Origin of the sequence: Phenylobacterium sp., from assembly GCF_046291545.1 — a bacterium.
Taxonomy (GTDB): domain Bacteria; phylum Pseudomonadota; class Alphaproteobacteria; order Caulobacterales; family Caulobacteraceae; genus Phenylobacterium.
Window position 1 is genome coordinate 183,310 of sequence record NZ_JBKBSM010000004.1, and the last position, 26,092, is coordinate 209,401.

Annotated in this window: 27 protein-coding genes; 2 read left to right on the forward strand and 25 right to left on the reverse strand. The window is 68.9% G+C overall.

Features of this window, described 5'->3' with window-relative positions:
• Positions 1–3: 3 nt before the first annotated feature.
• The 8 genes from ACK4YQ_RS11995 to rpsB form a co-directional block, all read right to left on the reverse strand.
• A complete protein-coding gene (locus tag ACK4YQ_RS11995) occupies positions 4–1,221 on the reverse strand; it encodes a M50 family metallopeptidase (RefSeq protein WP_409611643.1) in 1,218 nt (405 codons plus the stop codon).
• A 15-nt stretch (positions 1,222–1,236) separates the two neighbouring features.
• Positions 1,237–2,439: a 1-deoxy-D-xylulose-5-phosphate reductoisomerase gene (locus ACK4YQ_RS12000; RefSeq protein ID WP_409611644.1), complete on the reverse strand. Its 1,203-nt coding sequence runs from the start codon at positions 2,437–2,439 to the stop codon at positions 1,237–1,239.
• Complete coding sequence (locus ACK4YQ_RS12005) at positions 2,427–3,254, reverse strand: phosphatidate cytidylyltransferase (RefSeq protein WP_409611645.1); 828 nt, start codon at positions 3,252–3,254, stop codon at positions 2,427–2,429. The genes ACK4YQ_RS12000 and ACK4YQ_RS12005 overlap by 13 nt, the downstream gene beginning before the upstream one ends.
• Positions 3,232–4,008, reverse strand: coding sequence for a polyprenyl diphosphate synthase (gene uppS, locus ACK4YQ_RS12010; RefSeq protein ID WP_409611646.1), 777 nt, complete (start codon positions 4,006–4,008; stop codon positions 3,232–3,234). The genes ACK4YQ_RS12005 and uppS overlap by 23 nt, the downstream gene beginning before the upstream one ends.
• Positions 4,009–4,047: 39 nt before the next feature.
• A complete protein-coding gene (frr, locus tag ACK4YQ_RS12015; protein ID WP_409611647.1) occupies positions 4,048–4,614 on the reverse strand; it encodes a ribosome recycling factor in 567 nt (188 codons plus the stop codon).
• 30 nt (positions 4,615–4,644) lie between these two features.
• On the reverse strand, positions 4,645–5,370 hold the full coding sequence (gene pyrH, locus ACK4YQ_RS12020) for a UMP kinase (RefSeq protein WP_409611648.1): 726 nt from the start codon (positions 5,368–5,370) through the stop codon (positions 4,645–4,647).
• Between the two features lie 89 nt (positions 5,371–5,459).
• Complete coding sequence (gene tsf, locus ACK4YQ_RS12025; RefSeq protein ID WP_409611649.1) at positions 5,460–6,401, reverse strand: translation elongation factor Ts; 942 nt, start codon at positions 6,399–6,401, stop codon at positions 5,460–5,462.
• 86 nt (positions 6,402–6,487) lie between these two features.
• Positions 6,488–7,297 carry a 30S ribosomal protein S2 gene (gene rpsB / locus ACK4YQ_RS12030; protein ID WP_409611650.1) on the reverse strand — a complete coding sequence of 270 codons (810 nt, stop codon included), beginning with the start codon at positions 7,295–7,297 and terminating at the stop codon, positions 6,488–6,490.
• A 225-nt stretch (positions 7,298–7,522) separates the two neighbouring features.
• Between rpsB and ACK4YQ_RS12035 the strand changes: the two genes are divergently transcribed.
• Positions 7,523–7,885, forward strand: a complete 363-nt coding sequence (locus tag ACK4YQ_RS12035) for a hypothetical protein (RefSeq protein WP_409611651.1) — start codon at positions 7,523–7,525, stop codon at positions 7,883–7,885.
• 10 nt (positions 7,886–7,895) lie between these two features.
• Here ACK4YQ_RS12035 and dnaE read toward each other — a convergent pair whose 3' ends face one another.
• Together dnaE and sidA are read right to left on the reverse strand one after the other, a co-directional pair.
• Complete coding sequence (gene dnaE / locus ACK4YQ_RS12040; RefSeq protein WP_409611652.1) at positions 7,896–11,333, reverse strand: DNA polymerase III subunit alpha; 3,438 nt, start codon at positions 11,331–11,333, stop codon at positions 7,896–7,898.
• Between the two features lie 29 nt (positions 11,334–11,362).
• The gene (sidA, locus tag ACK4YQ_RS12045) at positions 11,363–11,545 is read right to left on the reverse strand and encodes a cell division inhibitor SidA (protein ID WP_409611653.1); all 183 of its coding nucleotides are present in this window, start codon (positions 11,543–11,545) and stop codon (positions 11,363–11,365) included.
• Between sidA and ACK4YQ_RS12050 the strand changes: the two genes are divergently transcribed.
• Positions 11,532–11,963, forward strand: a complete 432-nt coding sequence (locus ACK4YQ_RS12050; protein WP_409611654.1) for a VOC family protein — start codon at positions 11,532–11,534, stop codon at positions 11,961–11,963. The genes sidA and ACK4YQ_RS12050 overlap by 14 nt on opposite strands.
• Here the strand turns inward: ACK4YQ_RS12050 and ACK4YQ_RS12055 are convergent.
• The 15 genes from ACK4YQ_RS12055 to nuoH all read right to left on the reverse strand — a co-directional run bounded on the left by ACK4YQ_RS12055 (position 11,960) and on the right by nuoH (position 26,089).
• The gene (locus tag ACK4YQ_RS12055; RefSeq protein ID WP_409611655.1) at positions 11,960–12,646 is read right to left on the reverse strand and encodes an ABC transporter ATP-binding protein; all 687 of its coding nucleotides are present in this window, start codon (positions 12,644–12,646) and stop codon (positions 11,960–11,962) included. The genes ACK4YQ_RS12050 and ACK4YQ_RS12055 overlap by 4 nt on opposite strands.
• Complete coding sequence (locus ACK4YQ_RS12060) at positions 12,639–13,874, reverse strand: lipoprotein-releasing ABC transporter permease subunit (RefSeq protein WP_409611753.1); 1,236 nt, start codon at positions 13,872–13,874, stop codon at positions 12,639–12,641. The genes ACK4YQ_RS12055 and ACK4YQ_RS12060 overlap by 8 nt, the downstream gene beginning before the upstream one ends.
• 401 nt (positions 13,875–14,275) lie before the next feature.
• Positions 14,276–14,536, reverse strand: a complete 261-nt coding sequence (locus ACK4YQ_RS12065; RefSeq protein WP_409611656.1) for a DUF1467 family protein — start codon at positions 14,534–14,536, stop codon at positions 14,276–14,278.
• Entirely contained in the window at positions 14,536–14,958 is a 423-nt protein-coding gene (gene mce, locus ACK4YQ_RS12070; RefSeq protein WP_409611657.1) for a methylmalonyl-CoA epimerase, read from the reverse strand. Before mce ends, ACK4YQ_RS12065 begins: the two co-directional genes overlap by 1 nt.
• Before the next feature lie 82 nt (positions 14,959–15,040).
• A complete protein-coding gene (locus ACK4YQ_RS12075; protein ID WP_409611658.1) occupies positions 15,041–16,723 on the reverse strand; it encodes a ribonuclease J in 1,683 nt (560 codons plus the stop codon).
• Complete coding sequence (locus ACK4YQ_RS12080) at positions 16,723–17,499, reverse strand: type III pantothenate kinase (protein WP_409611754.1); 777 nt, start codon at positions 17,497–17,499, stop codon at positions 16,723–16,725. The genes ACK4YQ_RS12075 and ACK4YQ_RS12080 overlap by 1 nt, the downstream gene beginning before the upstream one ends.
• A complete protein-coding gene (locus ACK4YQ_RS12085) occupies positions 17,496–18,233 on the reverse strand; it encodes a biotin--[acetyl-CoA-carboxylase] ligase (RefSeq protein WP_409611659.1) in 738 nt (245 codons plus the stop codon). Before ACK4YQ_RS12085 ends, ACK4YQ_RS12080 begins: the two co-directional genes overlap by 4 nt.
• A gap of 1 nt (position 18,234) precedes the next feature.
• Positions 18,235–19,665 (reverse strand): NADH-quinone oxidoreductase subunit NuoN, encoded by a 1,431-nt coding sequence (gene nuoN, locus ACK4YQ_RS12090; protein WP_409611660.1) that lies wholly within the window; start codon positions 19,663–19,665, stop codon positions 18,235–18,237.
• A 15-nt stretch (positions 19,666–19,680) separates the two neighbouring features.
• Positions 19,681–21,168, reverse strand: a complete 1,488-nt coding sequence (locus tag ACK4YQ_RS12095) for an NADH-quinone oxidoreductase subunit M (RefSeq protein ID WP_409611661.1) — start codon at positions 21,166–21,168, stop codon at positions 19,681–19,683.
• Positions 21,169–21,183: 15 nt separating this feature from the next.
• Positions 21,184–23,280 (reverse strand): NADH-quinone oxidoreductase subunit L, encoded by a 2,097-nt coding sequence (nuoL, locus tag ACK4YQ_RS12100; RefSeq protein ID WP_409611662.1) that lies wholly within the window; start codon positions 23,278–23,280, stop codon positions 21,184–21,186.
• Between the two features lie 11 nt (positions 23,281–23,291).
• Complete coding sequence (nuoK, locus tag ACK4YQ_RS12105) at positions 23,292–23,600, reverse strand: NADH-quinone oxidoreductase subunit NuoK (RefSeq protein ID WP_409611663.1); 309 nt, start codon at positions 23,598–23,600, stop codon at positions 23,292–23,294.
• Positions 23,597–24,214 (reverse strand): NADH-quinone oxidoreductase subunit J, encoded by a 618-nt coding sequence (locus ACK4YQ_RS12110; RefSeq protein ID WP_409611664.1) that lies wholly within the window; start codon positions 24,212–24,214, stop codon positions 23,597–23,599. Before ACK4YQ_RS12110 ends, nuoK begins: the two co-directional genes overlap by 4 nt.
• A 95-nt stretch (positions 24,215–24,309) precedes the next feature.
• Positions 24,310–24,801 carry an NADH-quinone oxidoreductase subunit NuoI gene (gene nuoI / locus ACK4YQ_RS12115; protein ID WP_409611665.1) on the reverse strand — a complete coding sequence of 164 codons (492 nt, stop codon included), beginning with the start codon at positions 24,799–24,801 and terminating at the stop codon, positions 24,310–24,312.
• Positions 24,798–24,998 (reverse strand): hypothetical protein, encoded by a 201-nt coding sequence (locus tag ACK4YQ_RS12120; protein WP_409611666.1) that lies wholly within the window; start codon positions 24,996–24,998, stop codon positions 24,798–24,800. The genes nuoI and ACK4YQ_RS12120 overlap by 4 nt, the downstream gene beginning before the upstream one ends.
• Before the next feature lie 11 nt (positions 24,999–25,009).
• The gene (gene nuoH / locus ACK4YQ_RS12125; RefSeq protein ID WP_409611667.1) at positions 25,010–26,089 is read right to left on the reverse strand and encodes an NADH-quinone oxidoreductase subunit NuoH; all 1,080 of its coding nucleotides are present in this window, start codon (positions 26,087–26,089) and stop codon (positions 25,010–25,012) included.
• Between the last annotated feature and the right edge of the window lie 3 nt (positions 26,090–26,092).

A 26,092-nucleotide genomic window follows, 5' to 3' on the forward strand; every position in this document is an offset into this window, starting at 1 on the left:
GCTTCAGGACAGGAGGCCGCCGAGGATTTTGAACACGCGCAGTTGTTGCAGATCGTTCCAGGTGGCGAACAACATCAATCCCACCAACAGCGCAAGGCCCAGCCTATAGCCCGCCGCCTGCACTTCCGCCTTCAGCGGGCGGCGCGCGACGGCCTCATAGGCGTAGAACAGCAGGTGTCCGCCATCGAGGACCGGCACCGGCAACAGGTTCATGAAGCCGATTCCCACCGAGAGGACAGCGGCGAGATTGAGCAGGGCCACGCCGCTGCCCAGCAGCACCTGGCCGATGTCGCTGGCGCCCTCGGCGCCGGCCTGCGCGGCCTTGCCGGAGACCTGGGCTATCCGCAACGGCCCGCCGAGCTGATCGGCGGTCTCCCGCCCGCTCACCAGCCGGCCGAGATAGTAGACCGTCGTGTCCAGGATGTTCCAGGTCATGGCGGCCCCGCCGCCGATGGCCTGGATGGGGTTGTAGCGGCGCACCTCGCGGTCGTTGAAGCTCTCCCGCGCCTCCAGGCCCAGCACGCCCACGCGCTGCTCGCCGCCCATTTCGTCGCTTACGACGCGCCGCTCGGGAGTCGCGGTCAGGGTCAGGGTGCGACCGCCGCGGTCGACCACGAAATCGATCTGCGCGCCCGCCCGCAGGAACACGATCTGGCGCAGTTCCAGGAAGCTCTCGATCCGCCGCCCGTCGGCCTCGATCACCCGGTCGCCGACCTGGAAGCCGGCGTGCTCGGCCGGGCTGCCGGGGACCACCCCGTCGACCCGCGCCGGATAGATCGTCTTGCCGAAGGCCATCAACAGGACGGCGAACAGGGCCACGGCCAGGAAGAAATTGGCGAAGGGCCCGGCCGCGGCGATCACCGCGCGCTGCCAGATCGGCTTGAAGTGATAGTAGCGGGCGGCGGCGCCGGTTCCTTCCCGCGCCTCGATCTCGCGGCGCATGACCTCCAGGTCTTCGCCGTCCGGAACGCTGGCGGCGTTGGCGTCGCCGGCGAACCGGACGTAGCCGCCCAGCGGCATCCACCCCACGCGCCATTCCACGCCGGACTTGTCGGTCCAGCGGGCGATCGCCCGCCCGAAGCCGATGGAGAAGCGGTCCACCGCCACGCCGAAGCTTCGCGCCGCCAGGAAGTGCCCCAGCTCATGCACCGTGACGACCAGGGTCAGCACCAGCAGGAAGGGGATGATGTAGGTCAGGGCGCTCTGTACGAAGCCGAGCATGCGACGGGGGCTCCTTTAGGCTGTCCGCGAGCGTAGGGGGCCCGCTACGAGGCCGCTTGCAACGCGGCGCGCCGTCGCATCGGTGTCCTTGGCCCGTTCCAAGGCGTCGCCGCCTCCGTCGAGAGCGCCGTCCGCATCGAGTCGCTCAAGCGTCTCGGCGACGGTCGCGGCAATATCGAGAAAGCCGATCCTGCGGTCAAGGAACGCGGCCACCGCCACCTCGTTGGCCGCGTTCATCGCGGCCGGGGCCATGCCTCCAGACCTAAGCGCCTGCTTGGCCACCTCCAGCGCCGGGAACCGCTCCGGGTCCGGCGCCTCGAAGGTCAGCGGCCCCGTTCGGGTGAGGTCGAGCTTCGGCGCGTCCCAGGGCAGACGGTCAGGCCAGGCGAAGGCGCAGGCGATGGGCGTGCGCATGTCCGGCGGGCCGAGCTGGGCCAGCGTCGAGCCGTCTGCGTACTCCACCATGCTGTGGATGATCGACTGCGGATGGATCAAGACGTCGACGCGCTCCGGCGGCATGGCGAACAGGTAGCTGGCCTCGATCACCTCCAGGCCCTTGTTCATCATGGTTGCTGAATCGACCGAAATCTTGGCGCCCATCGACCAATTCGGATGAGCGAGGGCCTGCTCGCGCGTGGCTGCGCTCATCGCCTGCCGCGTCCAGGTCCGGAAGGGCCCGCCGGAGGCCGTCAGGATCAGCCGCGAGATGTGCTGGACGTTCTCCCGTTCGAAGACCTGGAAGATCGCCGAATGCTCGGAATCGACCGGGATCACCGCCCCGCCGGCGAGCTTGGCGGCGCGCAGCAGCGCGGGCCCGGCGCAGACCAGGCTCTCCTTGTTCGCCAGGGCCACGATCGCGCCGGTGCGGGCGGCGGCCAGGGTCGGCGCCAGGCCCGCGAAGCCGACGATGGCGGACATCACCCACTGGGCTTCCATGGCCGCGGCCTCGACCACGGCGGATGCGCCGGCCGCCGCGCGAATTCCGGAGCCGGACAGGCGTTCGCGCAGGTCCGGCAGGGCCGTCTCGTCCTCGACGACGGCGACCTTCGGCCGCCACTTCAGCGCCTGTTGGGCGAGCAGTTCGGAGTTGCGGCCAGCCACCAGGGCGGCGACTTCGACCTCTTCCCCGACCTTGTCCAGAAGGTCCAGGGTGGACAGGCCGACCGAGCCGGTGGACCCCAGGATGCTGACGGTGCGCGGCAGGCTCAATGGTCCCATCCCAGGTGATTCACGAGACGCGCCGCCGCCACGACGACGGCGGCGAACATCAGTCCGTCGACCCGGTCCAGGAGTCCCCCGTGGCCGGGGATCAGGTCGCCGGAATCCTTCACGCCGAAGCGCCGCTTCAGCATCGATTCCCACAGGTCGCCGGCCATGGTCGCAAGGCCCCCCACGAGCCCGATGACCCCGGCGGCGACCGGATTGAGACGAAACGGAGGCGCAAACGTCATCAGGGCGCCGGCCAGCACGGCTCCTGCAAGGCCGCCGAAGAAGCCGGACCAGGTCTTGTTGGGCGAGAACCGGGGCCACAGCTTGGGCCCCTTCAGCGCACTGCCGACGCCGAACGCCGCGATGTCCGCGGCCCAGGTGATCGCAAACAGCATCAGCGTCCACCACGCGCCCTGGGGCATGGTGCGGATCCACATCAGGCACAGGCACGGCACGCCGATGTAGATGACGCCGAACGCCGCGTCCGCGGGGCGCTCGGCCACGCCGCGGGCCACCAGGGCGGCTGCGGCGGCCCCGGCGATCACCGCCCCCCATGCGAGGGGCAAGGCGCCGCCGTGGGCCAGGAACAGGCCGATCAGCACAGCCACCGTGATCGCGGCGGCGACGCGACTGGGCGCGCGCGGCGCGCTCATCCCGCCCCACTCCAGGGCGAGCAGGGCGACGCCTACGGAGATCAGGAGGAGGAACGCCCAGTCGCCAATCCACAGCGCCGCCAGGACGGCCGGGATCAGCACGATGGCGGATGCGACGCGGACCCCGAGGTTCGACCAGTCGAAACGCTTAGCCTGCGGCAAGTACGTCATCGGCGACGGCTCCGCCGTATCGCCGCTCACGCGTGTGGAACTCGTCGATGGCGGCCTTCAGATGCTCGGGCCCATAGTCCGGCCAGAGCACGTCCTGGAAGACGAACTCCGCATAGGCCGCTTCCCAGAGCATGAAGTTCGACAGGCGCTGCTCGCCGGAGGGCCGAACGATCAGGTCGGGGGCCGGCACGCCAGCCGTCCCCAGGTAGCTGGCGAACAGGCCCTCGTTCACCGCATCGGGGGAGATCCGTCCCGCCACCGCGTCGCGGGCGATGCGCTGGGCGGCGTCGGCGATATCGGCCTGGCCGCCGTAGTTGAAGGCGATCTGCAGAAAGAACCGGTCGTTGGCTGCGGTACGGGCCTCCGCCTCGGCGCAGATGTCGACCAGCTCCTGCGACAGCCCCTCACGCCGGCCGATGATCCGCACGCGCACGCCGTCGCGTTCCAGGCGGCCGAGCTCGGCCTCGAAATAGCGCTTGGGCAGGGCCATCAGTTCGGCCACTTCGCTGGCCGGGCGGCTCCAGTTCTCGGTGGAGAAACCGAACACGGTCAGCCAGCGGATGTTGAGATCGGCGGCGGAGGCCACCGTCTTCTTCAGGGACTCCACGCCGGCGCGGTGGCCCAGGGTCCGCGGCAGCCCGCGGCGCTTGGCCCACCGCCCGTTGCCGTCCATGACGATGGCCACGTGCAGCGGCGCCGGCGCCTCGGCGGCGGCCGCCGCGCTGGTCGACGGCTGGGGTTTGGCGAGGGCCATGGGAATCCTGAGCGTCCTCTGACTGACCAATGCGGACGGCTAGACCTGCATGATCTCTTGTTCTTTGGTTTTCAAGGCTTCGTCCACCCGCTTGATCGCCTCGTCGGTGATCTTCTGGACCTCGCCCTCCATGCGCTTGTGTTCGTCCTGGGCGATGACGCCGTCCTTCTCCGCCTTCCGGAGGTCGTCCATGGCGTCGCGGCGCACGTTGCGCACGGCGATCCGCTGCTGCTCGGCGTACTTGCCGGCGAGCTTGGCCAGATCACGGCGGCGCTCTTCGGTGAGCGGCGGGATCGGGATGCGCAGGTTCTGCCCCTCGACCACCGGGTTGAGCCCCAGGCCGGAGGCGCGGATCGCCTTCTCCACCGACACCACCACGCCGCGGTCCCAGACGCTGACGTTGATGGAGCGGGGCTCCGGCACGCTCACGGCGGCCACCTGGTTCAGCGGCACGGTCGAGCCGTAGGCCTCCACGTGGATCTGGTCGAGCAGGCTTGCCGATGCCCGTCCGGTGCGCAGGCTGGCGAACTCTTCCTTCAGAGCCGTGATCGCCTTGTCCATGCGATCCCGGTATTTCGAAAGCACCGGCTTTTCTGCGGTGGCCATGGGCGCTTCTCCAATCTGCAGTTCGGTCGTTCAGGCGATGGTCGTGAAGACGCCCTCGCCCTTCAGCACCTTCAGGAAGTTTCCTCGTTCCCGGATCGAGAAGACCACGATCGGGATCTGGTTGTCTCGCATCAGGGCGATGGCCGAGGCGTCCATCACCCGCAGGTCCTTCGCTAGAACCTCCTGGTAGCTCAGGCCCTCGTACCGCTGGGCTTCCGGCACCTTCTTGGGGTCGGCGGTATAGACCCCGTCCACGCTGGTGCCCTTGAACAGGGCGTCGCAGCCCATCTCGGCCGCGCGCAGGGCGGCGGGCGTGTCGGTGGTGAAGAACGGGGCCCCCAGGCCGGCGGCGAAGATCACCACCCGGCCCTTTTCCAGGTGGCGGATGGCGCGGCGGCGGATGTAGGGCTCGCAGACCGCGTCCATGGGGATCGCCGACTGCACGCGGGTGAAGACCCCGATCTTCTCCAGGGCGCCCTGCAGGGCCAGGGCGTTCATCACCGTGGCCAGCATGCCCATATAGTCGGCGCTGGCCCGCTCCATACCCTTGCCGGCCAGCGACACGCCGCGGAAGATGTTGCCTCCGCCGATCACGAGGCACAGCTCGACGCCGTGGCTGACCACCTCGGCGATGTCCTGGGCCACCGCATCCAGGGTCTTGGAGTCGATGCCGAAGGCGGCGTCGCCCATCAGGACCTCCCCGGAGACCTTCAAGAGGATCTTGCGGTAGCGGAGGTTCGGGGCGGGCTCGGGCATCGCGACGGTTTCCGATTCTGGCGGGGCAAGATAGCGCAAGGGCGCGGCGCGCGTCGAACGCGCCGCGCCCCCGTAGGTCGATCGGCCCCTTAGGCCTGGCCCGACATCTGCGCGACTTCCGTCGCGAAGTCCGGAGCCTCGCTCTTCTCCACGCCTTCGCCCAGGACGAAGCGCACGAAGCCCTTCACGGACACCGGCGCGCCCACCGCCTTGGCGGTCTCGGCCACCAGCTGCTCGATGGTCTGGTCGGGGTTCATGACGAAGGGCTGCTGCAGCAGGACCACTTCTTCCTGCCACTTGCGGATCCGGCCCTCGACCATCTTTTCGGCGATCTCGCGGGGCTTGCCCGATTCCATCGCCGTCTGGGTCTGGATCTCGCGCTCCTTGGCCACGACCGCCGGGTCGAGTTCGGCGCTGGTCAGGGCCAGCGGCGGAGTCGGCGTGCCCGCCACGTGCATGGCGATCTTGCGGCCCACGTCCTTCAGCGCCTCGGCGTCACCGGTGCTCTCCAGGGCGACCAGCACCGCCAGCTTGGCGACATCGTCGCCCTGCTTGTTGTGCAGGTAGAGCGCGACAGCGCCGGACTCGACGCTCAGGCGCGCCGAACGGCGCAGGCGCATGTTCTCGCCGATGGTCGCGATCAGATTGGTGATCACGTCGGAGACCACGTCGCCCTTGGCGGTCTTGGCGGCCAGGATGGCGTCTACGTCGCCGTCGACCGTGAGCGCCACGTCGGCGAACTCACGGGCCGCGGTCTGGAACGTCTCGTTCTTGGAGACGAAGTCGGTCTCGGCGTTCAGTTCGACCAGCACGCCGGTCTTGCCGTCCGCGCTGGTCTTGCCGGCCACCAGCCCTTCGGCGGCGGCGCGGTCGGCCTTCTTGGCGGCCTTGCTGAGGCCCTTGGTGCGCAGCCAGTCGATGGCCGCTTCCATGTCCCCGGCGGTTTCCTGCAGCGCCTTCTTGCAGTCCATCATGCCAGCGCCGGATTTCTCGCGCAGGTCTTTGACCAGCGCAGCGGTGACTTCCGCCATGGTCAGCTCCTTCAATCTTGAATGTTGGGCGGGCCCCCTAGATGGGGCCTCGCCATCACGTTTTCACGACGGGCCGGCGGACCGGCTCAGCCGGCGGCCTGCTCCTGGGCTTCGGCCTCGGCGGCCGGCGCCTCAGGGGCCAGCTCGCGCGCCAGGGTCGGCTCGATCGGCGCCTCCGAAGCGCCAAGGTCGACGCCCGAGGCCGCCTGGCCGGCGGCGAGGCCGTCGAGGATCGAATCGGCCATCAGGTCGCAGTAGAGCTGGATGGCGCGGGCCGCGTCGTCGTTGCCCGGAATCGGATAGGTGATGCCGTCCGGATCGCAGTTGGTGTCCAGGATCGCGATGACCGGGATGTTCAGCTTGCGCGCCTCCTGGATCGCGATCGCTTCCTTGTTGGTGTCGATCACGAACATCAGGTCGGGGATGCCGCCCATGTCCTTGATCCCGCCCAGCGACAGCTCCAGCTTGTCGCGCTCGCGGGTCAGTTGCAGCAGCTCCTTCTTGGACCGGCCTTGGCCTTCGCCATCGAGCAGGCCTTCCAGGTCGCGCAGGCGGCTGATCGACTGCGACACGGTGCGCCAGTTGGTCAGGGTGCCGCCGAGCCAGCGGTGGTTCACATAGTACTGGGCGCAGCGCTTGGCGGCGATGGCCACCGGCTCGGAGGCCTGGCGCTTGGTGCCGACGAACAGCACGCGCCCGCCGCCGGCGGCCACTTCGCGGGCCTTGACCAGCGCCTGGTGCAGCAGCGGGATCGACTGCGACAGGTCGATGATATGGATGTTCGAGCGGCTGCCGAAGATGTAGCGGTCCATCTTCGGGTTCCAGCGGTGCGTCTGGTGGCCGAAGTGGGCGCCAGCTTCCAGGAGCTGACGCATGGAGAAGTCGGGAAGCGCCATGGCTTATGGTCCTTTTTCCGGTTGGCCTCCGCAGGCAAACCCTCCGATTGGAGGACCGGAATGGATACGACGGGATGTCTCCCCGCACGTCGCCAAACGCCTGCGTGTGGAATGGGCGCGCATCTAGGCGAAAAGCGCGCCGAATGCAAGCTTCACCCGCCATGGGAGAACGCGCTGGCCTTGCGCTCCGCCGCCGAATAAACCCATGCGAGCAAGGAGGCTTCTATGCATCACGCGTCTTACCCGATCGTGCTCGCCCTCACTCTGGCGGCCGGGCCGGCCCTGGCGGAGGGGCCGGGCCTCGGCGCGTTCGGTTCCCGGTCTCCGGGCCTGGGAGCGCCGGGCCAGCCTTCGCCGGGGCTCGGCGCCGGCGCGCGAGCTCCCCTGACGCCGTCCGCGCCTCCGGCCCCGCGCCCCGCCTACGCGCCGGTCGCACCGTTCGCGCCGATGGGGAAGATCGGCAAGATCGCCGAGCCCGAACCCGCTCGCCCCTTCAAGCCCTTCGAAGGGCGCTCGACCTACCAGGGCCCGGCGGCGACCGGCGGTCAAAGCGCGCCGAAGCCGAAAGGCTACATCAGCCCCTACTGACCCGGGGGCGCTAGAGGTCCTCGACGAAGACGACGCCCGGCGCCGTCTTCAGCGCCCCGCGGACCGAGGCGTCCAGCGTGTAGCGGCCCGGCAGGCGCACCTCCACCTCGCGGCCGCCCTGCACCCCGGCGACCAGCACGATCTCGCCGCCGCGGGGGCCCGACACCCCCTCCAGCCGCCGCTTGATCGCCTCGATCTCGGCGCTGCGCGGGGACAGGTGCACCCGCAGCCCCGCCACGGCGTTCTGGATCAGCCGGTCCACCGGCTCGGCGTCGTCGCCGAAGAAACGCACCTCGCCGTCGCGCGCCTTGGCCCGCACCCGGATGGCCACCGACTTGCCGGGCTCCAGGATGTCGCGGCACTTGCGCAGCGCTTCCGGCGGGAACAGCACCTCATACTCCCCGGTTGGATCGGAGAAGGTGACGAAGGCGAACTTCTCACCGCTCGACTGGGAGGCCCGCTCCTGCTTGCGACGCACCACCCCGGCCATGCGCAGCGCCTCGGCGCCGGCTTCGGCCTTGGCGACCGCCTCGGTGTAGAGGTCGGTCCGCTTGCGTCGCAGGGCCTCGACCATGTCGTCCAGGGGGTGGCCGGACAGGTAGAAGCCCACGGCCGCCAGTTCCTCGTCCAGACGCTGCACGGGGTTCCACGGCTCGACCTTGGGCAGCCGCGGGCGCGCCGCCTCGGCCTGGTCGCCGCCGAACAGGTTGGCCTGGGCCGAGGCGCGCTCGGCCGCCACGCTCTGACAGTAGGCGATCAGCGCGTCCGCCGCCGCCACGATCTGGGCCCGGTTGGGATGGATGGCGTCGAAGGCGCCGGCCCGCGCCAGGGTCTCCAGCACCCGCTTGTTCACCAGCTTGGGGTCGACCCGCTCGACCAGGTCGAACAGGTCGCGGAACGGCCCGCCCGCCCGGCGCACCTCGACCAGATGCTCCATGGCCTGCAGGCCGACGTTGCGCACCCCGCCCAGGGCGTACAGCACCTCGCCGTTCGCCACCTCGAAATCGGCGCCCGAACGATTGACGCACGGGGGCTGCACCTTCACCCCGAAGCGCTTGGCGTCCTGGTAGAACACCGCCAGCTTGTCGGTGTTGGAGATGTCCAGGCTCATCGAGGCGGCGAAGAACTCGACCGGCGCATTGGCCTTGAGCCAGGCGGTCTGGTAGCTGACGACGGCGTAGGCGGCCGCGTGGCTCTTGTTGAAGCCGTAGCCGGCGAACTTGTCGACCAGGTCGAAGATGGCGCCGGCCTGCTCGGCGCTCACCCCCTTCGCGCTCGCCCCGGAGATGAAGCGGGCGCGCTGCTGCTCCATCTCCTCTTTCTTCTTCTTGCCCATCGCCCGGCGCAGCAGGTCGGCTTCGCCCAGGGAGTAGCCGGCCAGGATTTGGGCGATCTGCATCACCTGCTCCTGGTAGACGATGATGCCGTAGGTCTCCTTCAGCACCGGCGCCAGCGACGGGTGCAGGGTGTCGATCGGCTTGCGCCCGAACTTGCAGTCGATGAAGGCCGGGATGTTGTCCATCGGGCCGGGGCGGTAGAGCGCGCCGACGGCGGTCACGTCCTCGATCGAGCCGGGCCGCAGCTGGCGCAGGGTGTCGCGCATACCCTGCCCTTCCAGCTGGAACACCCCCACCGTCTGGGCCTGGGACATCAGCTCGTAGGTCTTGGCGTCGTCCAGCGGCAACTCGGACATCACGACCCCGGCCCCGCGCTGGTCCAGGTATTTCAGCGCACGGTCGATCACCGTCAGGGTCTTAAGGCCCAGGAAGTCGAACTTCACCAGGCCGGCGCTCTCCACCCACTTCATGTTGAACTGGGTGGCCGGCAGCTCCGAGCGCGGATCGCGGTACAGCGGCGTCAGCTCGGTGAGCGGCCGGTCGCCGATCACCACCCCGGCCGCGTGGGTCGAGGCGTTGCGGTAGAGGCCCTCGAGTTGCAGGGCGATGTCCAGCAGGCGCGCCACCGCCTCGTCGTCCCGCCGCGCCTGCTGCAGCCGCGGCTCGATCTCGATGGCCTTGGCCAGCGTCACCGGATTGGCCGGGTTCGCCGGGACCATCTTGGCCAGGCGGTCCACCAGCCCCAGCGGCAGTTGCAGCACCCGCCCCACGTCCCGCAGCACGGCGCGCGCCTGCAGGGTGCCGAAGGTGATGATCTGGGCCACCCGGTCGCGCCCGTAGCGCTGCTGCACATAGGCGATCACCTCCTCCCGCCGCTCCTGGCAGAAGTCGATGTCGAAGTCGGGCATGGACACCCGCTCGGGGTTCAGGAACCGTTCGAACAGCAGGCCGTAGCGCAGAGGATCAAGGTCGGTGATCGTCAGCGACCAGGCCACCAGCGAACCCGCGCCCGAGCCCCGCCCCGGCCCCACCGGAATTCCACGCGCCTTGGCCCACTTGATGAAGTCCGAAACGATCAGGAAGTATCCGGAAAAGCCCATCTGGCAGATGACGCCGATCTCGCGCTCCAGCCGGGCCTCGTAGTCCTCGACCGGAGCCGCGGCGGCGCGCAGCTTGGACAGCCTCGCCTTCAGCCCCTCGCGCGCCTGGTGCGCCAGTTCCTCGTCTTCGCTGCGCCCTCCCTCGGTGGGGAAGCTCGGCAGGATCGGGTCGCGCTTCTTGACCATGAAGGCGCAGCGCCGGGCGATGTCGAGGGTATGGTCGCAGGCCTCGGGCAGGTCGGCGAACAGCGCCCGCATGTCCGCGGCCGGCTTGAACCAGTGCTCGGCCGTCACCCGCCGCCGCTCGTCCTGGCCGATGAAGGCGCCGTCGGCGATGCACAGCAGCGCGTCGTGGGCGGCGTGCAGGTCGGCCGTGGCGAAATAGGCGTCGTTGGTCGCCACCAGCGGCGCGTCATGCTCATAGGCCCATGCCACCAGCTCAGGCTCGGCCGCCGCCTGCGCGGGCAGGCCGTGGCGCTGAAGCTCCACGTAGAAGCGGTCGCCGAACACCCGAGCCATTTCGGCGAGGGCCGCGCGCCCCTCGGCGACCTTGCCGGCGGCGAACAGCGGATCCACCGGACCATCCGTGCCGCCCGACAGCAGGATCAGGCCCTCGTTGTGGGCGACCACCCGCTGCCAATCGACGCTCGGCTCGGCGGCGCCGTCGGATTCCACGAAGGCGGCCGACGACAGGGCCGACAGGTTCAGGTAGCCGGCCTCGTTCTGCGCCAGCAGCACGATCGTGGGGGTGCGCGCCCAGCGCTCCGGCGGCCCCTCGCCGATGCCGGTCACCGGCAGCGCGCAACCGATGATCGGCTGCACGCCCACGTCCTTGGTGACGACGGAAAACTCGAGGGCGCCGAAAAGATTGGCTCGGTCGGTCAGGGCCACCGCCGGCATCTCGGCCTTGGCCGCGAGCTTGCCCACGGCGTCCGCCTTGATGGCGCCTTCCAGCAGCGAATAGGCCGAGCGCACGCGCAGGTGGACAAAACCTTCCGCGCCCGCGCTCATCGCACCCCTCCCGCCTGCTCGACGGCCGGTCAGGCCGCCAGTTGCGCCACCGCGCACATCATCCAAACGAAGCCCGCGACGGAGACAAATGCCAGCGATTCCCGCGCCAGACGAACCATGTGCCGCACCCCTTGCTGAAGTTCTTGGAATGTTCTTATTCTGGTTTTGTTCTCACCGTCAAGCCCCTGGAGCCATGCCGTGGACCAACGCATAAGCCTGATCACCCTGGGCGTGGACGACCTCGCCAGAGCCCGCCGCTTCTACGAGGGCGGCCTGGGCTGGACGCCGATCCAGGCGCTCGACGACGTATGCTTCTACCAGTTGCCCGGTCTCGCCCTCGCGCTGTTCGGCCGCCAGGCGCTGGCTGAGGACGCCCACCGCTCCGTTGACGGCGGCTTCAGCGGCGTGACCATCGCCATAAACGAGCGCTCGCCCGACGCCGTCGACCGCGTCTTCGCCCAAGCCCTCGACGCCGGCGCCAGCGCACTGAAGCGGCCCGAAGCAGTGTTCTGGGGCGGCTATTGCGGCTACTTCGCCGATCCCGACGGACACGTCTGGGAGGTGGCGCACAATCCCGGCTGCACCATCCACCCCGACGGCCGCACGACGTTCGGGACGACCGCGAGCTAGAAGCGCTGCGGTTCCAGATGGCCGTCCTTCAGGGCGAACACCCGGTCCATGTGACGCGCCAGTTCGAAATTGTGGGTGGCGACCATGGCGGCCACTCCCTCCTCCCGAGCAAGGGCGTAGAGGCTCTCGAACACCCCAGCCGAGGTGTGCGGATCCAGATTGCCCGTGGGCTCGTCCGCCAGCAGCAGGCGCGGGCGGTTGGAGAGCGCCCGGGCGATCGCCACCCGCTGCTGTTCCCCGCCGGAGAGCTGCGCGGGCTGGTGCTCCATGCGTTGCGATAGGCCGAGCTCCGTCAGCAGGACCGCCGCCCGCTCCCGCGCCGTCCGCCGCGAGGCGCCGGCGATCATCTGCGGCAGGGCCACGTTGTCGAGCGCCGAAAACTCCGGAAGCAGATGATGGAACTGGTAGACGAAGCCGATCGTCGCCAGGCGCACCTGGGTGCGGGCCCGATCCGACAGGTCCGAGCAGTCCCGCCCCTCGATCAGGATCCGCCCGCCGTTGGGATGCTCCAGAAGGCCCGCGGCGTGCAGCAGGGAGGACTTGCCCGATCCCGACGGGCCCACGAGGCCCACGATCTCGCCGGGCTCGACGTCGAGGTCGACGCCGCGAAGGACGGTCAGCGGCCCCGCCCCCGTCGTATAGGTCCGCTCCAGTCCGCGGATGGAGAGAACCGGGTCACTCATAGCGGAGCGCCTCCACCGGATCGAGGCGCGAGGCCCGCCACGCCGGCGGCAGGGTCGCCAGGAAGGACATCACCAGCGCAAAGCCGACGATCACCACCACCTCGCTCCAGTCCACCTTGGCCGGAACGTGCGACAGGAAGTACACGTCAGAATTGAACACCTGGGCGCCGGTGACGTACTCCACGGCCCGCTGGATCGGCTCGATGAAGATGCAGAACAGCACCCCCAGGAGGAACCCGGCCAGGGTGCCGAGCGCCCCCACCGCCGCTCCGGCCATGAAGAAGATGCGCATCACCGCCCCCTGCCCGGCCCCCATGGTGCGCAGGATGGCGATGTCGCGGCCCTTGTTCTTCACCAGCATGACGAGGCCGGAGATGATGTTCATGGCCGCGATCGCCACCAGCATCATCAGGATGAGCCGCATGACGTTGCGCTCGACCTTCAGCGCTCCCCAGAAGGCCGCGTTCTTCTCGGTCCAGTCGGTGACGATCGCGGCCGGCCCGGCCGCCCGGGCCACGTCGGCCTTCATCGCCAGCGCGCGGTCAGCGTCGTTCACCCGGATCTCGATGAAATCGATGGCGGTGTCGCGGCCGAAGAACAGTTGGGCCTGGTCCAGGGGCATGTAGATGAAGGCCTGATCGTACTCGCTCATGCCGACGCTGAAGGTCGCCGCCACGGTGTAGGTCTTGCGTTGCGGCGTGGCGCCGAACGCCGTCGCCCCGCCGGTGGGCGAGATCAGGGTCAGGGGATCGCCGGGGCGGAGGCCGAGATTCTGGGCCAGGCGCTCGCCGACGACGATCAGGTCGCCGCCATATTCGCCGGCGCCGAAGCCCTCGAGGGATCCTTCGACGATGTTGTCGGAGATGATGTGAGTGGCCGCGAGATCGGCGGGCGTCACCCCGCGCACGATCGCCCCCGAGATCTGCCCCATGCCGAGGGCCATCGCCTGGGCCTCGACCACCGGCGTCACCTGCACCACCCCGGGGATTTCGGCGGTCTCCCGCACGATCCGCGCCCGGTCCGGCGTGGCCAGGATTCCGCCGGAGATGTAGAGATGGCCGTTGAAGCCCAGCATCCGGTCCAGGAGCTCGGCGCGGAAGCCGTTCATCACCGACATCACGATGATCAGCACCGCCACGGCCAGCATGATGCCGATGAACGAGATGATGGAGATAAGGGCCACGCCGCCCTGGCTGCGCTTGGCGCGCAGATAGCGCCCCGCCAGCATCCGCTCCCACAGCCCGAACGGCGCCGCGCGCCCGCCTGCCCTGCTCACGCGGTCAGCTTCCTCGCCCATGCGCGCCGGGGACGGTGTCGAGCATTCTCAGGCATGTGTCGGCGTTCCTGCCCATCAGACGCGCCAGATAGCGCCCCCCCGGACTCCTTGGCAATGTCGCGGGCGAAATCATGGCGGCGCAAAAAAAGGGCCGCCCGCGGTCGGGCGGGCGGCCACAAGGTCATCGGGGAAAACGCCACGGGACGGACCATCACTCGGCCCGTCGCGGTGCATCAGAGGTAACGCACGTTACGGCCGGCGCCTCGCCGCGCCGGCGCCTCGGGGCGAGCCGCGGCGGAATCGCTCAAGATTCGGGCGCGCCGCCGCCGGGGGCTGCGAAGGGAACAGGCGCTTCAGCGTCCCGAAGGCAGGCTCGGCATCGGCACCAGCTTGAAGTAGATCGTCAGCCAGACGAGCACGAACAGCACCGCCGACACCCAGGTCGTGGTGATGAACTTGCGTTTCAGCTTCGGATCCACGGGCGCGCCGGGATCGCCCCCGTCGCCCCTGTCGATGCCCGCCTCATGGTGGCTCTGCACGCCGATCGGCAGCACCGCGAAAAGGACGGTCCACCACAGGACGAGGTAGGTGGCGACCGCGGTGAAGGGCGTCATCAGTGCGCGCCCTTGGGCGTTTCCATCAGTTCGACCAGCACCCCGCCCATGTTCTTGGGATGCACGAAGATCACCGGCGTGCCGTGGGCGCCGATGCGCGGCTCGCCCGTGCCCAGCACCGTCGCCCCCTTGGCGCGCATGTCGTCACGCGCGGCGATGATGTCCTCGACCTCGAAACAGATGTGGTGCTGGCCGCCCGAGGGGTTCTTGGCGAGAAACCCGTGGATCGGCGACCCCTCGCCGTACGGCTCGATCAGCTCGATCTGGCTGTTGGGCAGGTTCACGAAGCACACCCACACGCCCTGCTCGGGCATGGCGAACTTCTCGCCGATGGAGGTGGCGCCGAGCACGTCGCGATAGAGCTTCACCGACTCGTCGATGGAGGGCGTGGCGACGCCGACATGGTTCAGTTTGCCGATCATGGCCTGCCTATACGCCTGCAACGGTCCGGCCGCCAGATCACCCGACGGCATCGGCCCGCGCGTCCGATCGCCGCGCGGGGGGCTAGATCCTCAGGACGATCGTCTCGACCACGGGGCGCCGGCCCCAGATCCGCTGGCTCGCCTTCTTCACCGCCCGGGACAGGGCCGTCTCGATCGCGTCGTCGTCGTCACGCTGATCCCCCGACAGTCGCTTCAGGGCCGCTTCGGCCTCGTCCGCCAGCTCGTCCAGGACCTCATCGAGCGTCTCGCCCTCTTCGGTGGGCAGGCCCAGAGCGCGCACGTCCGGTCCGGAGACGATCCGGTTTCGCCCGTCCATCGCCACGGCCACCGTCAGCATGCCGTTATAGGCGGCGTGGCGGCGCTCGCGCAGGGCTTCGCCGTTCTCCGGCGTCAGCACGCCGGCGTCCACGAACAGCCGGCCGGCCGGCACTTCGTCGATGATCTCCGCACGGCCAGGCGCCAGGCGCACCATATCCCCGTTGCGGGGCGTCACCTGCTGGGGCACCTGCAGGTCGCGGGCGAAGGCGGCGTGCTCCAGCAGATGGCGGCGCTCGCCGTGGGTGGGCACGGCGATTTCTGGCCGCGCCCAGCGATACATCTGCGCCAGCTCGTCCCGGCAAGGATGGCCCGACACGTGGATGCCCGGATGATCGCGGTCGGTGTAGAGCCGCACGCCGCGGTCGGCGAGGCGGTTCTGCAGGTTGCGGATCGCCACCTCGTTGCCCGGAATGACCCGAGAGGAGAAGACGCAGGCGTCGCCCGCCCCCAGTTTCACGTGCGGATGCGTGCCGTCGGCGATCCGCGCCAGCGCCGCCCGCGGCTCGCCCTGGCTGCCGGTGCACAGATAGAGCACCCCGTCGGCGGGCAGATGGTTGGCCTCCCCCTCGGAGACGAAGGGCTTGATGTCGGCCATCAGCCCCACCGACTTGGCCGCGGCGGCCATGCGCAGCATCGAGCGGCCCACCAGGCACACCCGCCGTCCGGCCGCCTCGGCGGCCCGGATCACCGAATCCATCCGAGCCACGTTCGAGGCGAAGCAGGAGACCGCCACCTTGCCCTTGAGCCCGGCGATCAGTTCGCCGAGGGCGACCCGAACGTCGGCCTCCGAGCCGGCCACGCCGTCGACGAAGACGTTGGTGGAATCGCACACCATCGCCAGCACGCCCTCGTCGCCCAGGCGGCGGATGGCGTCCTCGTCGGTGACGCCGCCCAGCAGGGGGTCGGGGTCGATCTTCCAGTCGCCGGTGTGCAGCACCGCCCCCAGCGGCGTTCGGATCGCCAGGCCGTTCGGCTCGGGGATGGAGTGCGTGAGGGTGATCAGCTCCAGTTCGAACGGCCCGAGAGTCAGGGAGCCGCCGAGCGGCACCTCGTTGATCGGCGCCTCGTCCTCCAGCCCCGCATCACGCAGCTTCTCGCGCAGCACGAAGGCGGTGAAGGGCGTGGCGTAGAGCGGCGCGCGCAGCTGCGGCCACAGCCAGGCGACGGCGCCGATGTGGTCCTCGTGCGCATGGGTGAGCACGATCCCCAGGACGTCCTTGGCGTGCGCGGCGATGAACTCGGGGTCCGGCAGGATCACCTCGACCCCGGGGGTGGTCTGGTCGCCGAAGGTCACGCCCAGGTCGACGACGATCCACTTGCGCGCATGCGGCGGGCCGAAACCGTAGAGGTTGAAGTTCATGCCGATCTCGTTCGACCCGCCCAGCGGCAGGAAGACGAGTTCGTCGGCGGCGCCGGCCTTGGCCATCAGCCGTGGCCCGTGTTGCGGCGGTGGATCTCGAGCAGGCCCCGGATCGTCAGGTCCGGGTCGAAATGGTCGATGGCCATGGTGGCTCCGTGGAACAGCGAGGCGACGCCGCCGGTGGCCACGACCGTCATGGGCGCGCCCCACTCGGCCTTCAGCCTGGCGATCAGCCCCTCGATCAAGGCGATATAACCCCAGAAGACGCCCGATTGCATCGCCCCCACGGTGTCTTTACCCAGCACCCGCTGCGGCCGCTGTATCGCCACCCGCGGCAGCTTGGCCGCCGCCTGGTGCAGCGCTTCCATCGACAGGTTGATGCCGGGCGCGATCACTCCGCCCTCGAAGCCGCCGTCCTCGGCGATGACGTCGAAGGTCGTCGCCGTACCGGAATCGATGACGATCAGGGTGCCCGGATAGACGACATGCGCGCCGATGGCGTTGACCAGGCGGTCCGCGCCGGCCTCGCTCGGCTTGTCGATGCGCACCGCGATGCCGAGGTCGGCGTTCTCGCCCACCACCAGCGGCTCCACATGCAGATAGCGCCGCGACAGGTTCCGCAGGTTGAAGATCGACTGCGGAACCACGCTGGAAATGATGCAGGCCTTCAGGCCGCTCAACTGCAGCCCGGCCATGGACAGCAGTTGCGACAGCCACACCGCGTACTCGTCCGCCGTGCGGCTGGCGTCGGTCGCCGAGCGCCACTGGGCGATCCACTCGGAGCCGTCGTGCACGCCGAACAGCGTGTTGGTGTTGCCCTGTTCGATGGCCAGCAGCATCAGCCTTCTCCGAAGAACACGTCGCCGGCGGTGATCCGCGCCACCGTTCCGTCGCTGAGGCGCAGCTTCAGCGCCCCGTCCAAGTCCAGCCCCTCCGCCAGCCCCGACAGGGTGGCGCTGGGCAGCCGCGCCACGCACGGCTCGCCGAGCCCCACGGCCCGCTCGGTCCAGGCCGCGGCGATAGGGCCGAATCCATCGCGCTCCCACGCCAGCCGCCAGCGCTCGAAGGCCGCCGCCAGCACCTCCAGCGCGTCGAGCGGCGTGGGCGGCGGGCTCGCCATATGCTCCGAAAAGGCGGTGGCCGGGCGCTCCACGTCTTGCGGCGCGTGGGCGAGGTTGACCCCGATCCCGACGGCCATCCACAGCCGCCCATCGGCGCGTGCGCCGCTCTCGACCAGAATCCCGACGGCCTTGCGGCCGTAGACCAGCAGATCGTTGGGCCACTTGATCCGCGCCGCCCCCGCGCCCAGGCACGTCTGCGCAAGGTCGGCGGCCGCCAGGGCGGCGATGAAGCTCACCTGCGCCGCTTCCGCCGCAGGCTTGTCCGTCACGAAGAGCAGGGTCGCGGCGAGATTTCCGGACTCCGTCGACCAGGCGCGCCCGCGCCGGCCGCGGCCGGCGGTCTGGCGCCGAGCCGTGATCCAGACCGGGCCGGCGTCCCCGGCCTCAGCGCGGCGCCGCGCCTCCGCATTGGTGGAGTCGAGTTCCTCGTAGGCCTCGACCGGCGGATGATTCACGTCAGGCCAGGCCGAGGGCGGCCGCTGCAGCCTGGGCCAGCGGGTCGAGCCAGGTCAGGGCGGCGAGGACGACGGGGAAGCTGAAGAGCGCCAGTACGATGGCGATGAGCCGCGCTTCCGGCGCCGGCGCGTCGGTGGCGCCGGGGGCCGCGTCGAACCACATCACCTTGATCAGGCGCAGGTAGTAGAACGCCGCCACCACGCTGCCGACCAGGCCGATCACGGCCGCGACGCCCAGGCCGGCGCCGATGGCCGCCTTGAACACATAGACCTTGGCCCAGAAGCCGGAGAACGGCGGCAGGCCGAGCGCCGACAGCGAGAACGCCGTCATCGCCAGCGCCAGGCCCGGGCGTTCCTTGAACAGGCCCGCCATGTCCTCGATCGTCTCCATCGGCCGGCCCTGGCGCGACAGCGCCGAGAGGCAGGCGAAGAAGCCCGTCACGTCGATCATGTAGAGCACCATGAACACCAGCATGGCCTGGACGCCCTGGGTGTCGCCGGCGGCGAGACCGAGCACGGCGTAGCCGACGTTGGCGATCGACGAATAGGCCCACAGGCGCTTCAGGTTCTTCTGCGCCAGGCCGGCGAAGGCGCCGACGCCGATCGACAGGAGCGCGATCGCCACCAGGATCTGGCGCCACTGGTCGGCCGCGCCGGCGAAACCCTCGGCCAGCAGGCGGGCGAAAAGCACCATGGCCGCCAGCTTCGGCGCGGCGGCGAAGAAGGCCACGACGGGGGTCGGCGCGCCCTCGTAGACGTCCGGCGTCCACATGTGGAACGGCGCGGCCGAGACCTTGAAGGCCAGGCCGCACATCAGGAACACCAGGCCGAACAGCACGCCCGTGCCGGCGCCGGCCTGCACCGCCACGGCGATATCCTCGAACCGGGTGGAGCCGGCGAAGCCGTAGACCAGGGAGGCGCCGTAGAGCAGCAGGCCGGAGGACAGCGCCCCCAGCACGAAATACTTCAGCCCGGCCTCGGAGGCCTTGGCGTCGTCGCGATACATGGCCGCCAGCACGTAGAGCGCCAGGGAGTGCAGTTCGACGCCGACATAGAGCGAGATCAGGTCCCCGGCCGAGGCCATCATTCCCATGCCCAGCGCGGCCAGGATGATCAGCACCGGGAACTCGAAATTGCGGACCCCGCGACGCTCGAACCAGCGCTGGCCGAGGGGAATGGCCACGGCGCTGGCCAGGTAGATCGCCACCTTGGCGAAGGTCGAAGCCGCATCGACCACTAGGCCGCCCGCGAAGGCGCGGCCGAACGGGCCCACGGCCGCTGCCGCGGCGGCTGCGACCAGCACGCCCACGGCGGCCAGGGTGAACACCGCGCCTGCGCGCGGCTGGAAGGCGCCCCAGACGAGCAGAACCATCGCCGAGGCGGCGAGGATCAGTTCGGGGACCGCAAGGCCGAGGGAAGCTTGGAACGTCATGAGCCTAGAGGTCCCTCACCCGCCGATGGCGGCGCGGTACGCCGTCACCAGCTGGGCGACCGAGCTTTCGGTCAGGTTGGTCACGAGGCCGGGCTGAACGCCCAGCACCAGGGTCGAGATGATCAGCGGGGCGAAGATCGCCACCTCGCGCCAGTCCAGGTCGGTGATCTGGGCCAGGGCCGGGTTGGTCAGTTCGCCGAAGACCACGCGCCGATAGAGCGTCAGGGCGTAGACCGCGGAGAAGATCACGCCGCTGGCCGCGAACAGCGCCGTCCAGGTGGAATACTGGTAGGCGCCGGTCATGGTCAGGATTTCCCCGACGAAGCCCGAGGTCCCCGGCAGGCCGACATTGCCCATGGTGAACAGCATGAAAACCGCCGCGTACCACGGCATGCGGTTCACCAGCCCGCCGTAGAAGGCGATCTCGCGGGTGTGCATGCGGTCGTAGACGACGCCGACGCAGAGGAACAGCGCCCCGGAGATCACCCCGTGGCTGATCATCTGGAAGATGGCGCCCTGCTGGCCCTCCAGGCTCCCCGCAAAGATGCCCATGGTCACAAAGCCCATGTGCGCCACCGACGAGTAGGCGATCAGCTTCTTGATGTCCGTCTGCCGGAACGCCACCAGCGAGGTGTAGATGATGGCGATCACCGACAGGGCGAAGACCAGCGGCGTGAAGAACTCGGAGGCCTGCGGGAACATCGGCAGGGAGAAGCGCAGAAAGCCGTAGCCGCCCATCTTCAGGAGGATGCCCGCCAGGATCACGGAACCGGCGGTCGGGGCTTCCACGTGGGCGTCGGGAAGCCAGGTGTGCACCGGCCACATCGGCATCTTCACCGCGAAGGAGGCGAAGAAGGCCAGCCACAGCCAGGTCTGCAGGTTCGGGTCGAACCGATAGGTCATCAGTTCTGGGATCGAGGCGGTGCCGGCGACGCCGATCATGGCCAGGATGGCGGCCAGCATCAGCACCGAGCCCAGCAGGGTGTAGAGGAAGAACTTGAAGGCCGCGTAGACCCGGTTCTTGCCGCCCCAGATGCCGATGATCAGGAACATCGGCACCAGGCCGAATTCGAAGAAGATGTAGAACAGCACCAGGTCCAGCGCGCAGAACACGCCGATCACCAGGGTCTCCAGGACCAGGAAGGCGATCATGTACTCGAGCACGCGCTTCTCGATCGACTTCCAGGACGCCGCAATGCAGAGCGGCATCAGGAAAGCGGTGAGCAGCACGAACAGGACCGAGATTCCGTCCACGCCCATGCGGTAGTGGAGGCCGCCGAACCAGGCGACGTCCTCGACGAACTGGAAGCCTGGGTCGTTGGGGTCGAACTGGGCCGTCAGCAACACCGACAGAGCCAGGGTGGCGAGAGTCGCGACGAAGGCGATCCACTTGGCCGCCTCGACGGTCCTGGCGTCGTCCGGACGCCCGAACGCGCGCAGCAAAAGGATCCCAGCCACCCCGACGAGGGGGGCGTAGGTGGTGAGCGACAGGATGCCGGTCATAGGTCCCCCCTCCCCTTAAGCCGCCCACGCCCAGAGGGCGTAGGACAGCAGGCCCGCGACGCCCAGCAGCATCACGAAGGCGTAGTGATAGACGTAGCCGGTCTGCAGCTTGCCGGTGCGGCGGCCCACGGCGTAGGAGACGGCGGAGACGCCATCCGGTCCCAGGCCGTCGATGATCTTCTGGTCGCCGCCCTTCCAGAACAGGTCTCCGAGGCCGCGGGCGGCGCGCACGAAGGTCGCCTCGTAGAGCTCGTCGAAAAACCACTTGTTGTAGAAGAAGGTGTAGAGCGGCCCGCCGCGGGCGGCCAGGCGCGCGCCCAGCCCTTCCTTCACCAGGTACATGTAGACCGCGACCAGCAGCCCCAGGACCGAGGCGACCAGGGGCGCCAGGACCACCCACGTCGGCGCCTCGTGATGCTCCATCACGTGGTTCGCCGGGCCGTTGAAGATCGCCCCGCGCCAGAACTCGACCTGCTCGTGGCCGATGAACTGCTCCTTGAAGACGAAGCCGGCGGCGATCGCGCCGACGGACAGCACCGCCAGCGGCAGCAGCATCACCCACGGGCTCTCGTGCGGCTTGTGGTCGTGACCGTGCCCATGATCGTCCGGCAGCGGCTCGTCGTGAGTCTCGAGCTGCGCCGCGGTGGCGTGGTCGTCATGACCGTGCGCGGCATGCCCGTGCGCGTCATGACCGTGAGTGTCATGCCCGTGATCGCCGTGGCCCCAGCGGGCATGACCGTTGAAGGTGAAGAAGGCCAGCCGCCAGGAGTAGAAGGCCGTCAATCCGGCCACCAGCACCCCGATCACGAAGGCGAAGTAGGCCGTGCCGGTCTGCGCGCCCGCCGTATAGGCGGCGTGGATGATGGCGTCCTTCGAATAGAAGCCGGCGAAGCCCCAGTCGACGTAGGGAATGCCCAGGCCGGTGATGGCGATCGTGCCGATCGTCATGGCGGCGTAGGTCGCCGGCAGGAACTTGGCCAGGTCGCCGTAGCGCCGCATGTCCTGCTCGTGGTGCATGCCGTGGATCACCGAGCCGGCGCCCAGGAACAGCAGCGCCTTGAAGAAGGCGTGGGTGAACAGGTGGAACATGGCCGCCTGGTAGGCGCCCACGCCGGCGGCGAAGAACATGTAGCCGAGCTGCGAGCAGGTCGAATAGGCGATCACCCGCTTGATGTCGTTCTGCGTCAGGCCGACCGTCGCGGCGAACAGGGCCGTGACCGCGCCGATCACGGTGACGATCTGCTTCGTCACCGGGGCGTACTCGAACATCGGCGAGAGCAGGCAGACCATGTAGACGCCGGCCGTCACCATGGTCGCCGCGTGGATCAGGGCGGAAACGGGCGTGGGCCCTTCCATGGCGTCCGGCAGCCAGGTGTGCAGGAAGAACTGCGCCGACTTGCCCATGGCGCCGACGAACAGCAGGGCGCAGGCCAGGTCGACCAGGTGATAGTCCTGGCCGGCGAAGTGCCACACCCGCGCCGCGCCGGCCGCGACCTGCGGGAAGATTTGGGCGAACTGGATCGTGCCGAAGGCCCAGAACACCGTCATGATCCCGAGCGCAAAGCCGAAGTCGCCGACCCGGTTGACCACGAAGGCCTTGATCGAGGCGGCGTTGGCCGTGGGCTTCTTGAACCAGAAGCCGATCAGCAGGTAGCTGGCCAGCCCCACCCCTTCCCAGCCGAAGAAGAGCTGCATGAAGTCGGCGGCGGTCACCAGCGCCAGCATGGCGAAGGTGAACAGCGACAGGTAGGCGAAGAAGCGCGGCCGGGAGTCGTCCTCGGCCATGTAGCCCCAGCTATAGATGTGCACGAGCGCCGAGACGGTGGTCACCACCACCAGCATCACCGCCGACAGGCCGTCGATGCGGACCGCCCAGTTCGACTGGAAGTCGCCGACGCTGATGAACGGCGCCAAGGTGACGGTGAACGGCTCCAGGCCGCCCCATGTCCACTGGCTGAAGATGGTCCAGGACAGCAGGCAGGCAAGGATCAACAGGCCGGTGGTCACCGCCTGGGAGGCGATGTCGCCGATCCGGCGGCCGAACAGGCCGGCGATGACCGCGCCCGCCAGCGGCGAGAAGACGAGAAGCGTGACGATGGACTGAGGAGTCATGGTTGCTGCGCTCAGCCCTTCATCATCGAGGCGTCGTCGACGGAGATGTCGCCGCGGTTACGGAAGAAGGTGACCAGGATCGCCAGGCCCACCGCCGCCTCGGCGGCGGCCACGGTCAGCACGAACATGGCGTAGATCTGCCCCACCACGTCGTGGAGATAGACCGAGAAGGCCACCAGGTTGATGTTCACCGCCAGCAGGATCAGTTCGATCGACATCAGGATGACGATGATGTTCTTGCGGTTCACGAAGATGCCGAACACGCCGATCGTGAACAGGATCGCGGCGACCGCGAGATAGTGCTCGAGCCCGATGGTCATTCGCCGATCCCCTCGCCTGGCTTGATCGTCACCACGCGCATGCCGGTCTTCGGCGAGCGCGCGACCTGGTCGGCGATGTTCTGGCGGCGCACGCCCGGCTTGTGGCGCAGCGTCAGCACGATGGCCCCGATCATCGCCACCAGCAGCACCAGGCCCGCGGCCTGGAAGAAGTAGACGTAGTCGGTGTAGAGCACCCGGCCGATCGCTTCGGCGTTGGTGACGTCCCCCGTCGGCGCCACGGGACCGGCCGACCTGCCGGCCGCGCCGCCGCTCGCCACCGTGGTGGAGACCACGATCATCTCGATCGCCAGCACCCCGGCCACCAGGCCGCCCAGCGGCATGTAGCGGGCGAAGCCCTGGCGCAGGGCGGCGAAGTCCACGTCGAGCATCATCACGACGAAGAGGAAGAGCACCGCCACCGCGCCGACGTAGACCACCACCAGCAGCATCGCCAGGAACTCCGCGCCGAGCAGCACGAAGAGGCCCGCGGCCGAGAAGAAGGCCAGGATCAGGAACAGCACCGAGTGCACTGGGTTCTTCGCCGACACCACGGCGAAGCCTGCCGCGACGGTGATCGTCGCCAGCAGGTAGAAAGCGATCGCCTGCAAGGCCATCGGCGGATCAAGCTCCCCTCAAAGAGACGCCGCGACAGGACTGGCCAAGCCAGTCCCGGCGCGGGTCAAAAGCCTTCCGGAATCGCGCGCACGTCTTAGCGATACGGCGCGTCGAGTTCCAGATTCTTCGCGATTTCCCGCTCCCAACGGTCCCCGTTTTCGAGCAGGCGTTCCTTGTCGTAGTAGAGTTCCTCACGGGTCTCGGTGGCGAACTCGGTGTTCGGCCCCTCGACGATGGCGTCCACCGGGCAGGCCTCCTGGCACAGGCCGCAGTAGATGCACTTGACCATGTCGATGTCGTAGCGGGTCGTGCGGCGGCTGCCGTCCGCCCGCGGCTCGGCCTCGATGGTGATGGCCTGGGCCGGGCAGATCGCCTCGCACAGCTTGCAGGCGATGCAGCGCTCCTCTCCGTTCGGATAGCGCCGCAGGGCGTGCTCGCCGCGGAACCGGGGCGACTGCGGCCCCCGTTCGTTGGGATAGATCACCGTGGCCTTGGGCCGCAGCATGTACTTCCACGCCAGGCCGAAGGCGCCGGCGAAGTCCATCAGGGCCGCGCCCCGGATGGCTTGTCCGATCCGTTGCATCATTGCGCTTCAGCCTTCGTCTTGTCGCAGGTGTAGTCCTGGATGTCGCGAGCGTCGCCGCCACGCACGAGGGTCAGGCGGCCGCCGCGGGCCGCGCAGGCGTCGGTCGCCCGCTTCAGGTCGTCATAGGTCGCATAGCCCCCGGCGCTATGGACGCCGCCGGCGCAACCGGCCAGGGCCAGGGTGGCGGACAGGATCATCAGCGCCCCCCTCATGCCGCCGCCGGCCCGAAGACCCGCCAGGCCGACACCAGGACCACGGCCACCAGCGAGGTCGGCAGGAACACCTTCCAGCCCAGGCGCATCAGCTGGTCGTAGCGGTAGCGCGGCACGATCGCCTTCACCATGGCGAACATGAAGAAGAAGAAGATGACCTTCAGGAAGAACCACATGAACCCGTAGAAGCTCTGCGCCGTCGGCGCCCAGCTCTCCACGAACGCCAGGTGCACCGGCGCCTGCCATCCCCCGAAGAACAGGATGGTGATCAGGGCGCACATCAGCACGATGTTCGCGTACTCGCCGATCATGAAGAGCAGGTACGGAGTGGAGGAGTACTCCACCTGGTAGCCGGCCACGAGTTCGGATTCGGCCTCCGGCAGGTCGAAGGGCGGCCGGTTCGTCTCGGCCAGGGCCGAGATGAAGAAGACCACCATCATCGGGATCATCACCAGGGCCATCGGCAGGTTGTGCAGCCCGCCGCCCAGGACGTTCCAGTTCCAGAAGCCGCCGGCCTGCTGGGCGACGATCGTCTGCAGGTTCATCGAGCCGGCCAGCAGGATCACCGTGATGATCACGAAACCGATCGACACCTCATAGGAGACCATCTGCGCCGCCGAGCGCAGGCTGCCGAGGAACGGGTACTTCGAGTTGGACGCCCAGCCGCCCATGATGATCCCGTAGACGCCGAGCGAGGAAATGGCGAACAGGTAGAGCACGCCGACATTGATGTCCGAGACCACCCAGCCCGGGGCCAGCGGGATCACCGCCCAGGCGGCGAAGGCCAGGGTGAAGCTGATCAGCGGCGCCAGCAGGAAGACCACCTTGTCCGCGCCGTCGGGGATGACGATCTCCTTCAGCACGAACTTCAGGAAGTCGGCGAAGGACTGCAGCAGGCCGAAGGGGCCCACGATGTTGGGGCCTTTGCGCATCTGCACGCCGGCCCAGATCTTCCGGTCGGCCAGCAGCAGGAAGGCCAGCGACAGCAGAATCCAGATCATCACGGCCAGGATCTGGCCGACCGCGATCAGGGTCCAGCCGCCCGGCGTGGCCCAGAAGTTGGTGGAAGCGTCCATACC